Here is a 12,974-nt window from a genome sequence, read left to right as displayed (position 1 = left end):
AAATAGGCACTACCACGGCGGGCATTGGGGCAGCGGCACGCACAACGTAACCCACTAGCAACATCTCCGCAATACCTGATTAATAACTACATGCGACTTTTGAAGCGAATCAAACTGGCTCGCTCAATATGCACGCACCCACCACGATTCCCTTGCTGCGCCACGCAGCAAGCTGGCTAGGATCGGCCTGCTTCCAGCTGATGTTGGTGGTAGTGTACGGGCTCCATCTGGCCAAGTCCTTTCGCTCCCCCTTCCGGGCCAGTGAACTTCCACCCAAGCCGCTGCGGCCACGCTTTTGGGCCCGCACCCCTACCATCACCATAGCTGGTAAGCGCCCGTGAAAAAGCGGCGCCCCCTGGAAGTTGCCGTTATTTCCGATGTGCACCTGGGCACCTACGGTTGCCACGCGGCAGAACTGTTGCGCTACCTCAAAAGCATTCGGCCTAAAGTGCTGGTGCTGAACGGCGACATCATTGATATCTGGCAGTTCAGCAAAAACTACTGGCCCCCCGCCCACATGCGCGTGGTGCGCTACTTGGTGCGCCTACTAAGCCAGGGCACCCAAATTCACTACCTCACGGGCAACCACGACGAGCTACTGCGGCGCTTCGCGGGTACCCGGCTAGGTGCCCTCTCCATCGCCAATAAGCTGGTCTTGGACTTGCCTGCCGGCAAGACGTGGCTATTTCACGGCGACGTCTTCGACGTGACTATGCGGCACGCCCGCTGGCTGGCCCGCCTGGGGGCCCACGGCTACGACGCCCTGATTCTGCTGAACCGCCTCGTAAACTTTTTGCTGGCCAAAGTAGGTCGTCCCCGGGTGGCTCTTTCCAAAGTAGTGAAAGACCGGGTGAAAGGAGCCGTACGCCTAATTGGGGACTTCGAGCAGACTGCCGCCACCATTGCCGCCGACGCGGGCTACCGCTACGTAGCGTGCGGCCACATTCACCAGCCCGCCCTGCGGCCCATTCAAACCGCTGCTGGCAAGGAGGTAGTGTACCTCAACTCCGGCGACTGGATTGAGAACCTGACGGCTCTGGAGTACACCACAACCCAGGGCTGGCAGCTTTACCACTACGCCGCCGACCCCGCCATGGAGCTGCCCGCCGTGGCCGATGCCGACACCACCCACGAAACCACCGACGCCCTGCTGGCCGGCTTGCTCGCCGAGTTTAAACTCGCGGGCTGCTAACTCCTTACCCTGCTGTATGCCCCGCATCTTATACGCCATTCAAGGCACTGGCAATGGCCACCTGAGCCGGGCACTCGACATTGTACCGCTCCTGCAGCAGCGAGCCAGCCGCCTCGATGTGCTTATTAGCGGGCCGGGAGCAAATACTATTTTGCCCGTGCCGGTGCGCTACCGCTACCACGGCATGGGGTTCGTATTCGGTAAAAAGGGTGGGGTCGATTTCTTGAAAACCTTCTGGCAGCTTAACTCGGCCTCTTTCCTGCGGGAGATGCGCGCCCTGCCCGTGCAAGACTACGACTTGGTCATCAGCGACTTTGAGCCCGTATCGGCCTGGGCCTGCCGGCGGCGGCGCGTGCCGTGCGTGGCCCTTAGCCACCAAAGTGCCGTGCTGCACTCGGCCGCCCCTCAACCCAAGCAGACCGACGTGGTAGGCCGCACGGTGCTGCGGCACTATGCCCCCGCCACGGTTTGCTACGGGTTTCATTTTGCTGCTTACGCGCCCGATATCTACACGCCGGTTATCCGCCAGCAGGTGCGCTGCCTAATGCCCCGCCAAGAGGAGCACTACACCGTCTACCTACCCGCGTTCGACGAACCCCGGCTCGTGCACCGCCTGCGCTACCTTAGTCGCACCACAAAGTGGGAAGTATTTTCCAAACACAGCACCAAGGAAGCCCGGTACGGCAATGTGTGGGTGCGGCCAGTGAGCGGGGCAGCCTTCACCGACAGCATGGCTCGCAGTACCGGCGTACTCTGCGGGGCCGGGTTTGAAACGCCGGCCGAAGCGCTGTTTTTAGGCAAGAAGCTGCTGGTGATACCCATGAAAAATCAGTACGAGCAAGCTTGCAACGCTGCCGCCTTAGCAACCCTAGGCGTTCCGGTAGCCAAAAGCCTCAAAGATAAGCACCTGCCCCTACTCGACCACTGGCTGCAACACGGGCGCCCCACACCCGTGCACTACCCCGACGAAACCGCCCAAATCCTAGACCGAGTTCTTACGAAGCACGTTGCCCAGCACCCGGCGCTTCTCGTATGAGCACTACTCGCTTCTTCTGTCCCGGCATAGGGTGTGGAAGAAGCAGAAAGCGGCAGCGCCCACCTGCCCCCTTGCTCATGGCTTCCTTTCTCTGCTAATGGCTGCATTACCTTCGGCTTTTTTCCCGCCTACCACCCCCGCGTCCTATTCCCGTTCTGATTTTGGACCCAATTTTCACTGGGGCGTATCGACGGCGGCTTACCAAACGGAGGGTAGCTGGGCCGCAGACGGTAAGGGGCCCAGTATTTGGGATGCGTTTGTGCGGGGCCGCCGTGCCATCAAGGGCCGCCATACCGGCGACGTAGCCACCGACTTTTACCACCGCTGGCCCGCCGATTTGGACTTGATGCAAGCACTGGGCATTCCCGACTTCCGGTTCTCGGCGGCCTGGGCCCGGGTTATGCCCACGGGTACGGGCCCGGTACACGCGCCCGGCCTCGACTTCTACGACCGGCTGGTGGATGGGTGTTTGGAGCGCGGCATCAGGCCCTGGCTTACGGTATACCACTGGGACTTGCCGCAGGCGCTGCAACAACGGGGTGGCTGGACCAACCGCGCCGTGGTGGGCTGGTTAGCCGACTACGCGCACGTACTGGCTGCCCGCCTCGGCGACCGGGTGCAGCATTGGATGGTACTGAATGAACCGATGGTGTTCACTGGGGCCGGCCACCTCCTGGGGGTGCACGCACCGGGGCGGCGGAGCTTGGGGGCTTTTCTGGCGGCCACTCACCACGCGGCCCTGGCCCAAGCCGAGGGCGGCCGGGCTCTGCGGGCGGCACTACCGGCATCAACAAGCATTGGCACCACGTTTTCCTGCTCTTACCTCATGCCCTGGCGCCCTGGCCTCCCGCGCGACGAGCGCGCCACTCGCCGCGCCGATGCCGTGCTCAACCGGTTGTTCGTGGAGCCCGCCGCGGGCCTAGGCTACCCCGTAGCGGATGCGCCCTTTCTGAGCCGATTGGAGCGCTACATGCAGCCTGGCGATGAGGCCGCCTTGCCCTTCGCCTTCGACTTTTGGGGCGTCCAGAACTATACCCGCGAGGTGGTGCGTCATGCTCCGTACGTGCCCTTGCTGTGGGCCAATTTGGTGGGCGCTGTTCGGCGGGGTGTGCCATACACCCAAATGGGCTGGGAAGTTTTTCCCGAGAGCATTTACCATATGCTCAAGCAGTTTGGCGCCTACGCCCAAGCCCCGCGCTTGCTAGTGACGGAAAACGGTGCTGCCTTCCCCGACGTGCTGGTCGCCGGCACGGTACCCGACGTAGCTCGCGAGGCCTACCTGCGCGCTTGCATTGGGCAGGTGCTGCGGGCCCAGCGGGATGGTGTCCCCGTGGATGGATATTTCGCCTGGTCGTTTACCGACAACTTTGAGTGGGCCGAAGGCTACGAGCCCCGCTTCGGGTTAGTGCACGTGGAGTACGAAACCCAGCGTCGTACCGTGAAAAACTCGGGGTACTGGTACCAGCGGCTGCTGGCGGGCGAAGAAGTATGCACGGAACTGTTTCGTCACGATTCCATAACAGCCTTGTAACCTTGCCGTAACGGCCTCCCGGTAGCTTTGACGCATTCTCTCACCAGCTTCCCTTGGTATGCGTCAACTTATACTATCCGGCACGAAAATCGGTCTGGCTTTGCTTACTACCTGCGCGGCTCCCGCCATGGCTCAGTCGGTGCGGCAGGGTTTTGAAGGCACCGCCGCCGACACGTGGGGCTTCGTAGCTACCCCCGCAACGTATTCAGTAGCCGCCGACAACGACCAGTGGGCTGTTCTGCCCCAGGTGGGTACGGGAAGCCAAGCAGTGGCCCCGGCCGCCGGAGCACAGCTATGGGGCATGCGCGACTTGCAAGGCCCCGTTACGGGTGATGTTTCCATCTGGCACTTTCTTGACTTTGCCCCCGTAGCTATCCAGGCCGGGCCCGATGCGGCTACTAGCGTGTCGTTTCAGTATTTCAGCAATGCCTTCGATGCATCTGACTCCCTGGCCTACGTAGTAGTGTACGATAATGGCACGACCTGGCCCGCCACTAAAACCTATACCCAGCTCAACAAGGACACGCAGGGGTACCGCACTGTAACGGTGGCAGTTCCGGCCACGGCTACGCACGTGCGCCTGCGGTTGGCCGCCCGCCAAAACGGCAACGACGACTGGGCCGCCTGGGACGAAGTAGCCCTGGGGCAAGCAGCCGTGGTACCGGAAGTGCGCTGGGCTTCCGCCACGGCAGTAGTAAACGAGGAAGCGGGCACCGTGAGTTTGCCTGTAACAATTTTGAACCCCAGTGCCACTGCTACCACCGTACAAGTAGCGCTCATTCCTGGTTTGACTACCGCCACGGCGGGCACCGATTTTACGTTTGCGGCTACCCAAACCCTGACCTTTCCGGCCGGCGCTACCGGCCCCCAAACCGTTACTATCCCGCTCTCCAACGATGCTGCGGCGGAAGGGGCTGAATACTTTTCTCTTCGCCTGCAAAACCCTACGAATGCCACGCTAGCCGCCGGAGCGTCTGAGATGCTAGTATACATCAAGGACAACGATGGGGTAGCTCCGGTACAGGCCCGCAACCTAACCTTAACCCAACTTGGTAGCTACCAAAATGGAGCGGCCGGGACCAACTCCGCCGAAATCGTAGCTCATGACCCAACCACCCAGCGTGTGTACGTAGCTAACTCCGTGGGAAGCAAGCTGGATATTCTGAGCCTCGCCAATCCTTCGGCCCTCACGCCCATTGCCTCCATCAACCTGCAAACCTACGGCGGTATCAACTCCGTAGCCGTGCGCAATGGTGTGGTGGCATGTGCCATTGAGAATGCCAATCCGCAGCAGAACGGGGCGGTAGTCTTCTTCGACCAGAACGGCACTTTCCTTAAGCAGGTAACAGTAGGAGCCCTACCCGACATGATTACCTTCTCGCCGGACGGGCAATACCTCATCACCGCCAATGAAGGGGAGCCGCAGTCGAACTACGCAGTAGACCCAGAAGGCTCTGTATCGGTAATTGACTTTTCGGGGGGCGTAGCAAGCGTATCGCAGGCGAGCGTAACTACGGTTGGATTCACCAGCTTCAACGGGCAGGCGGCGGCCCTGCGCACGGCTGGCATCCGGCTGTATGGCGGCACGGCCGCGGCCCCCAGCACGGTAGCGCAGGACCTGGAGCCGGAGTACGTGGCCGTTTCCAGCGACTCGCGCACGGCATACGTCACCTTGCAGGAAAACAACGCCATTGCTACGCTCGACCTGACTACCAAGCAAATCACGGCATTGCGGCCGGTAGGCTACCAGGACCACCGTCAGGCTGGCTTCGCCCTTGATGCTTCCGACCAGACGCCAGACATCCTACTGGCAAACTGGCCCATCAAAGGCATGCGCCAGCCCGATGCCCTGGCAGCTTTTGAAGTAGCGGGGCAGCGCTACCTGCTCACGGCCAACGAAGGCGACTCGCGTGAGTACACGGCGCTGAACGAAGGCAACCGCGTTGGCGATGCCGCGTACGTTCTCGATGCTACGGCTTTCCCAAATGCCGCGCTGCTCAAAAACACCCAGGTGCTTGGCCGCCTCAACGTGACCAACAAGCTGGGTGACACGGATGGCGACGGCGACTTTGACGAAATCTATGCCTACGGGGGCCGTTCCTTCAGCATTTTCAACGCTACTACCGGCACGCTGGTACACGATAGTGGCGACCTCCTGGAGCGCGTCACCAGCACCGACGCTACCTATGGCGCCATCTTCAATGCCAGCAATACCACCGGCGTACCGAGCCGTAAGAACCGCTCCGACGATAAGGGTCCCGAGCCCGAAGGCGCCACGACGGGTACCATCCGGGATACCGTGTACGCTTTCGTGTCGCTGGAGCGCGTGGGTGGGGTGGCCGTATTTAACGTGAACGACCCTACTCAGCCTCGCTTAGTAAGCTACGTGAACAACCGCAGCCTCACGAGCGGCACTGGCGACCAAGGGCCCGAAGGCCTGGTATTTATTTCGGCGGCCAACAGTCCTACCGGTCAGCCCCTGCTGCTGCTGGCCAACGAAGTGAGCAGCACCGTAGCGGTATACAGCATCCAAACGCGCGGTACGGTTACGGCTACCACGGCCAAGGCACGCCGTGCGGCTCCCTTACAGCTCTACCCTAACCCAAGTCATCACGGCCGCGTGCAACTAAACCGCACCGTTTCGGGCACGCTGTACGACATTGCGGGGCGGCCAGTGCAAGTGCTACACCAAGTAACACAGCTGGAAAGCGCGGGGCTTGCACCCGGCGTGTACGTGCTTCGGGCTGATGATGGCGCCAGCTCCAAGCTAGTGGTACAGTAGTGCCAAAAAGCAACATTACACCACTTACGCACGAGGGTCTGGTTCCGAGTTTGAACCAGACCCTCGTGTTTTTGGCAGCGGAATTACTAGAAAACAACCCTAAATGGAGCTATTGTTGTAGGGTTCTGGTTAGAAAATAATAGGTTTATCTTTTTCACGTTCTGTTGTAGTCGAAGCGGTACATAGCTGCTAGCACAGCACCGCTCTGTATGTCAAGACCCCTCAAATTCACCAACGTTGCCCGCTCTACTTTCTTTGCCACTGTCCGTCAGCGGGTTGACGCATATTTTCAGAGCCAAGAGCTCTCGCGCCACGCCAACGGCGCCATGTGGACCAAAACCATTCTGCTGCTGGTAAGCTTCGTGGGCCTGTATGGGCTCATCATTTCGGGGCAGTTTGGTGTCTGGACGATGCTCGGGCTGGCCGGCCTGCTGGGTGCCTGCTGCGCCCTGATTGGCTTTAACATTTGCCACGACGCCTTGCACGGGGCCTTTTCCGAAAGTAAGCGCGTAAACAAGATTTTCAGCCTTCTCTTCAACCTCATCGGGGCGAATCCCTACGTGTGGACTATCACCCACAACATCGTGCACCACACGTACACAAACATCCCCGGCCACGATGAAGATATTGAGGTAGCACCCGGCCTCGTTCGGCTGTCGGAAGATGAGCCAGTGCGCCCCTGGCAGCGTTTTCAGCACTTCTACGCCTTTCCTTTGTACGGCTTGGCATCCTTGTCGTGGGTAGTGCGCAAAGACTACGTGAAGTTCTTTCAAGCCTCTATTGGGCAGCACACTACCAAGCACCCGCGTCAGGAATACATCAACCTGTTTGCCTATAAGGCGTTGTACTACGCCCTGTTTATCGTGATTCCCCTGGTGGTGCTCGACATTACGTGGTGGCAGTTTTTGTTAGGCTTCCTGGGCTTGCACTTCGTGGAGGGCTTGGTGCTGGGCTTGGTGTTCCAGCTGGCGCACGTAGTAGAAGGTACGGCCTTCCCCTCGCCCGATGAAACGGGGGATATGCAAGAGGCTTGGGCCGTGCACCAACTGCGCACCACGGCCAACTTTGCGCCCAATAGCCGCTTGGCCAGTTTTCTGTGCGGCGGCCTCAACCGACAGATTGAGCACCACTTGTTTCCGCGGGTCTGCCATATTCACTATCCGGCCTTGGCCGCTATTGTCAAGCAAACCGCCCACGAGTTCAACCTGCCCTACTTGGAAAACCGCACGTTTCTGAGTGCGCTCCATTCGCACTACCGAGTACTACAGAAGCTAGGCCGCTAAGATGGCCACCCGCAAGCCCCGGCCACCAGCCGGGGCTTTTTTTATGCTCGCCGCTAAGTACCTACTTTGCTTGCTAAGCCTGCGGCTTTCCTCCATTCCCTGGCACCTTAGATGCTGTGCTACACTCCTTCGTGTAGTTATTCCGTTGCTAGCAAACGCATGCGTAGCACTTTTACAAGCTCAACAGCTGGCAGTTCTGCTTATTAAAGGCAGGGACTTACAGTATTCATTTTACTACAAAAGCTATAAATTGGCTCCCCATTCTACTTTTACCGCACGCTCACCTTTATGCTCATTAGTAATTTAGTCGACTCGGATGGTAGCCGTTGTACGCTAACGTTTGAAGAAGACAATCAGTGGCTGCGTGCCACCTGGCGCGGTTTCATCGACCAGACGGAAGCTATGCGTGGGGCTACTAACTACCTAGAAAAAGCAGTAGGTTACTCTTTTCCTTATTTGCTCAACGACAATGTGGACCTGCACGGTCCTTGGTTCGACTCGGTGGAGTGGTTGCAGAATGTGTGGCTACCGCGGGCCTTGCAATTAGGCTTGCGCCATATTGCTCATGTTGTGCAGAAAGATACCGGCACAGATATCCTGAGCGTCACCTTCCCCCAACCAGTGGACGGAGACTTGGAATTGCAGCTGTTTCATGACGTGGCCGAAGCCGAAGAATGGCTACGGAGCTGCCAAGCCCGGGCTAACAATTAGCACGGGCTCTTTGCCCTACCCAGGCAAGGACCGGCGTGCTTGGCTCTTCGGTCTTACAAGGCAGAGTTGTCGCGTAGGGCGCGCACCTCAGTCCAACTCAGTTCGCCGGCAATATACCGGGCGTACAGTCGCTCAACAGACGCCGGGGCTTTCTTGAATCGGCAGGCCGCTAGCAACTGCCGCACTACCCCAGCGCGCTGCTCGGGCGTTTGTGCGTAGGGGCCATATTTCGCATCATATATCATCACCGCCCACATAGATATGACTTAGCCTCACTGGCTTTTACCAGCGAAGTGTACGGCCATAATTCGTTATTCCCTCATTTTCCTAGTGCAGTGCTTAGGAAGCATATATACTAGGTACTGGTATTCCATAGCGCAGAAAGACAGAACATACTATGGGTACAATATTATAGTAAACGCCGAAAATGTACAGGACAAAAAACGCCATTTTGTGACATGCATTTTGTAAGCACAGGCTCACCCCAATCAGCTTTGTTCTTCACAACCAGCCTACTACAAAATGGCTTTTGCAGGCTCCATCCCGCTCAGCTTGCCTAAGCTGGCCGGTTGATTTGACTTTTTGCCCCTTGCACTTTTTGCTTCCTCCCCGTACCAATAGCCTATCGCAAAAACAGTAGCTAGTACTCAGTTTGCCCGCCTGGATGAAGGCACAATGGTAAGCAGGCCGGAGAAAGACTATCTCACAGCTTTTACACGTAGTTGGAACCTACTGCTACTATGGCACCGGAAGGCACTCTTTTATCGGAGGCGTAGCAGTAAGTGGTTATGGCACCACATGTGTTGGCAGGTTGCCAGCAATGCCGCCGTTGTAGGCAGCACATACCCGTCGGTACACAAAGGCATAGACGTGTAAAAGTTATATCCGGGCGGATGCTACCTGTACGGCGCAGTTCCACTGTCATGATGGCAACAGATCCAGTGTTGCTGTTTGCGAAAGTACTGTAACACCTTAGTGCAGCTAGCAGAAAGAGTACCCTGGTAAGGCTACGGCACCGGGCTTTGCTAAGCTGAAATATGCTACGCCAATTCTTACCTCCGGTTACGCCCATCGCCTTGCCATAGCCAACTCTATTACGTAAATATCTTTATATCAGAAATATACACAACCAAACTATCATCTACCACTTCTTGCCGCTACGGTGAGTGCTTAATTACTACCCCTATTTCGACTAAATCGCACCGTCTTATGCGGTAAGGGGGCATCCTATATTTATCCTAGTAAAACGCAGCCTTTGCTGTCCCTACTTCTCTGCGTCAGAAGACACCCACAATCTCCTGACGAGCGGTCTACTCTCATGAGCCAAGAATAGGCCGCCTTGCCCGAACTGCGCTTACGTCCAATTCCCATTCACACCATTCTAGCTTGGAATGGCTAATTCCCACCGTATGAAAAGAGAATCTCTACTCTTTTATGGGACGCTCATATCCCTCAAGGCCGCCGCTGCTAGCGAGCCGAACACTACTTCCCTACTCGCCCCCGGGCCTCTCCCCCTTCCTGCTACGGCCATTGCACCGGTAGCCATGCCCGACGTGACCGTGAGTGGGCGCGTAACCGACGAAAAAGGCGACGGGTTACCGGGCGTTTCGGTAGTAGTGAAAGGCACTTCCATTGGCACTAGCACCGACGACCAGGGCCGGTATACGCTGGTGGTGCCAGAAAGCAACACCAATGGCACGCTAGTCTTCTCGTTTATTGGCTTCACTTCCCAAGAGACTTCTATTAATGGCCGCACGGCCATCAGCATGCAAATGCGCGCTGATGCGCAGGCTCTCAACGAGGTAGTGGTTGTGGGCTACGGCACCCAAAAGCGCTCTGACGTAACGGGTTCGGTGGTATCGGTACCGCAGGACCGCCTTGAGCGCCTACCGGTTTCCAACATTGCACAGGCCCTGCAAGGCGCCGTGGCGGGCGTGCAGATTTCGGCTCCTTCCAGCGTGCCAGGCAGCCAACCCAACATTAACATTCGCGGGGTGCGCTCCATCACGGCCAACACTAACCCCTACGTGATTCTCGACGGGGTGCCGTTTCCCGGCAACTTCAACGACATCAGCCCCAGCGACATTGCCTCCATCGAAATCCTGAAAGATGCCTCTGCCACTGCCATTTACGGTACGCGTGGCTCCAATGGGGTAATCCTGGTAACCACCAAGCGGGGCAAAAGCGGTAAGGCCCAGATCCGGTACAATGGCTACGCCGGCCCCGAGTACATGAACAACACCCTGCGCCCTATGAACGGGGCAGAGTATGCGGCGAAGTACCGGGCCTATACCATTCAGCGCAACATCAACCAGGACCCCGTGCCCAACTTTGGGGAGCGAGCCAACTACGACGCCGGCCGCGAAACTGATTGGATTGATTTGATTTCCCAGCGCGGTTTCATCCAAGACCACAACGTAGCTATTTCAGGCGGCACAAACGACGTGAAATACTACGTATCGGGCGACTACTTCAAGCAGCAAGGAGTATTGCAAGGGTATCAGTTCCGGCGCATCTCGCTACGCTCCAACCTCGACGCCAACCTCACGCCATGGTTGCGCATTGGTACCTCGGCCTTCTACGCCAACTCCAACGACGACGGCGGCCGCGTGAACTTGGCCCTGGCGCAAGCTGCCAGCCCCTACGGCACTCCCTTCAACGCAGATGGCAGTTACAATATCTTCCCGCAGTTTCCGGAATTACTCTACGCAAACCCCCTGCTGGGCCTCACCACCGAGCGCACCAGCCGCGTAAATCAGCTTACGGGTACGGGCTACGCCGAAGTAACGCCTACGTTTGTGAAGGGGCTGACCTACCGCCTCAATGCCAGCTACTCCTACCGCCCCTACCGTGCTACCTCCTACGTAGGCCGGGCCGCCAACAACCTGATTGGGGCCGCGCAAATCCTTAACGACGAGCGCCATAACTACACCATCGAGAATATCCTCACCTATAATAAGGACATTGGCAAGCACCACTTCGACCTGACTGCTCTCTATAGCGCGCAGGAGAATACCTACTTCACAACTACTGAAAACGGCAGCGGCTACATCAACGACGAGATTGGCTTTAACAGCATTGGGTCGGGTAGCGGCATTCCTACTATTAGCTCCTACGACGAGCGTCGCTCCCTGCTCTCGCAAATGGGGCGCCTGAATTACTCGTACGACAGCCGCTACTTGTTCACGGTGACGGCCCGCCGCGACGGCTCGTCGGTGTTCGGCGCCGATGCCAGCAAGTATGCTACGTTCCCCTCGGTGGCCCTGGGTTGGAACATCGCTAATGAGCAGTTTCTGAAAGGCATTTCAGCTGTTAACCTGCTGAAGCTGCGTGCGTCCTATGGCATTACAGGTAACGAAGGAATTGGTCCTTACGGCACCATTACTGGCCAAACGGCCCTGCAATACACTTACAACGGCGTGGCAAGCACGGGTTTGCGGGCTAACCGCATTGGTAACAGCAACCTGAAATGGGAGCAGACATCCAGCTACAACTACGCAGTGGATTTCAGCGTGCTGGACAACCGCATTGGGGGTACCGTGGAATACTACGATGCCAAAACCAAGGACCTTTTGCTGAACCGCAACTTGCCCATCATCACGGGGTACGGCTCTATCCTCGACAACATTGGGCAGGTGCAGAACCGCGGCGTGGAAATAACGCTGAACACGGTGAACGTGAAAGCCGGTAACTTCATCTGGTCAACCAGCGCAAACTACACCCGCAACCGCAACAAGATTCTGGCCCTTAATGGCTCCGATGATATTGGCAACCGCCGTTTTGTGGGTAAGCCCCTCGGCGCCATTTACGACTACCGCATGATTGGTGTGTGGCAGACCGGGGACGACGTGAAAGTGGACCCTACCGCCAAGCCCGGCGACCTGAAGTTTGCCGACATCAATGGCGACGGGCAAATCAGCAGCCTCGACCGGGAATACCAGGGCACTGAGCTGCCCAACTTCACAGGGGGCCTTACCAACACCTTCGAGTACAAAGGGCTCAGCCTGCGCATCTTCCTGCAAACGGCCCAAGGCATCTTGCGCAACAATCCGCTGCTCAACCGCGCCGACTTTGCAGGCCGCATCAACCAGCCAGCCGCCATTGGCTACTGGACGGCCGAGAACAGGAGCAACGACCGGCCGAGCCTGGTGTTTGTGAATCCCCGCGGTTATGGGTACCCCAAAGATGCCAGCTATACCCGCCTCAAGGACATTACCCTGAGTTACACCTTCCCGCAAACCTTACTGGACCGAGCCAAGCTAGGCGCCGTGACGGCCTACGTGAGCGGCCGCAACCTCTACACCTGGACCGATTGGGTGGGCTGGGACCCCGAGCAGACCTACGATGCCAACACGGACCGTAACCGCGACAACTTCCCCAACGTGGCTACCTACGTGTTCGGCCTGAACGTGACTCTCCGCTAATTCCCACCCCACGCT

9 protein-coding genes are annotated in these 12,974 nt (G+C 58.0%); 8 read left to right on the top strand and 1 reads right to left on the bottom strand.

Features of this window, described 5'->3' with window-relative positions; genetic code table 11:
- Positions 1-128: 128 nt before the first annotated feature.
- The 7 genes from CHB83_RS16620 (at position 129) to CHB83_RS16590 (ending at position 8,535) form a co-directional block, all read left to right on the top strand.
- Entirely contained in the window at positions 129-341 is a 213-nt protein-coding gene (locus CHB83_RS16620; protein WP_089333426.1) for a hypothetical protein, read from the top strand.
- Positions 338-1,192 (top strand): UDP-2,3-diacylglucosamine diphosphatase, encoded by an 855-nt coding sequence (locus CHB83_RS16615; RefSeq protein WP_089333425.1) that lies wholly within the window; start codon positions 338-340, stop codon positions 1,190-1,192. The genes CHB83_RS16620 and CHB83_RS16615 overlap by 4 nt, the downstream gene beginning before the upstream one ends.
- Before the next feature lie 16 nt (positions 1,193-1,208).
- Positions 1,209-2,228 (top strand): glycosyltransferase family protein, encoded by a 1,020-nt coding sequence (locus tag CHB83_RS16610; protein ID WP_089333424.1) that lies wholly within the window; start codon positions 1,209-1,211, stop codon positions 2,226-2,228.
- Between the two features lie 97 nt (positions 2,229-2,325).
- Positions 2,326-3,759 (top strand): GH1 family beta-glucosidase, encoded by a 1,434-nt coding sequence (locus CHB83_RS16605; RefSeq protein ID WP_089333423.1) that lies wholly within the window; start codon positions 2,326-2,328, stop codon positions 3,757-3,759.
- A 58-nt stretch (positions 3,760-3,817) separates the two neighbouring features.
- Positions 3,818-6,541, top strand: a complete 2,724-nt coding sequence (locus tag CHB83_RS16600; RefSeq protein WP_089333422.1) for a choice-of-anchor I family protein — start codon at positions 3,818-3,820, stop codon at positions 6,539-6,541.
- Positions 6,542-6,750: 209 nt separating this feature from the next.
- Entirely contained in the window at positions 6,751-7,824 is a 1,074-nt protein-coding gene (locus tag CHB83_RS16595; RefSeq protein WP_089333421.1) for a fatty acid desaturase family protein, read from the top strand.
- 288 nt (positions 7,825-8,112) lie between these two features.
- Positions 8,113-8,535: a hypothetical protein gene (locus tag CHB83_RS16590; RefSeq protein WP_089333420.1), complete on the top strand. Its 423-nt coding sequence runs from the start codon at positions 8,113-8,115 to the stop codon at positions 8,533-8,535.
- 53 nt (positions 8,536-8,588) lie between these two features.
- On the opposite strand, the gene CHB83_RS16585 is transcribed toward CHB83_RS16590, so the two are convergent.
- On the bottom strand, positions 8,589-8,792 hold the full coding sequence (locus tag CHB83_RS16585) for a hypothetical protein (protein ID WP_089333419.1): 204 nt from the start codon (positions 8,790-8,792) through the stop codon (positions 8,589-8,591).
- A 1,152-nt stretch (positions 8,793-9,944) separates the two neighbouring features.
- On the opposite strand from CHB83_RS16585, the gene CHB83_RS16580 reads away from it, so the two are divergent.
- Entirely contained in the window at positions 9,945-12,959 is a 3,015-nt protein-coding gene (locus CHB83_RS16580; RefSeq protein ID WP_089333506.1) for a SusC/RagA family TonB-linked outer membrane protein, read from the top strand.
- Positions 12,960-12,974 lie beyond the last annotated feature (15 nt).

Origin of the sequence: Hymenobacter mucosus, from assembly GCF_900188255.1 — a bacterium.
GTDB classification, from domain to species: Bacteria; Bacteroidota; Bacteroidia; order Cytophagales; family Hymenobacteraceae; genus Hymenobacter; species Hymenobacter mucosus.
Note: the sequence above shows the minus strand (reverse complement) of the source record. Positions and strands in the feature narration are given on the sequence as shown.

Coding starts and splice junctions, on each gene's coding strand:
- CHB83_RS16605 (WP_089333423.1), top strand. CDS start 2,326: ATGGCTGCATTACCTTCGGCTTTTTTCCCGCCTACCACCCCCGCGTCC.
- CHB83_RS16585 (WP_089333419.1), bottom strand. CDS start 8,792: ATGTGGGCGGTGATGATATATGATGCGAAATATGGCCCCTACGCACAA.
- CHB83_RS16580 (WP_089333506.1), top strand. CDS start 9,945: ATGAAAAGAGAATCTCTACTCTTTTATGGGACGCTCATATCCCTCAAG.
- CHB83_RS16590 (WP_089333420.1), top strand. CDS start 8,113: ATGCTCATTAGTAATTTAGTCGACTCGGATGGTAGCCGTTGTACGCTA.
- CHB83_RS16610 (WP_089333424.1), top strand. CDS start 1,209: ATGCCCCGCATCTTATACGCCATTCAAGGCACTGGCAATGGCCACCTG.
- CHB83_RS16595 (WP_089333421.1), top strand. CDS start 6,751: ATGTCAAGACCCCTCAAATTCACCAACGTTGCCCGCTCTACTTTCTTT.
- CHB83_RS16600 (WP_089333422.1), top strand. CDS start 3,818: ATGCGTCAACTTATACTATCCGGCACGAAAATCGGTCTGGCTTTGCTT.
- CHB83_RS16620 (WP_089333426.1), top strand. CDS start 129: ATGCACGCACCCACCACGATTCCCTTGCTGCGCCACGCAGCAAGCTGG.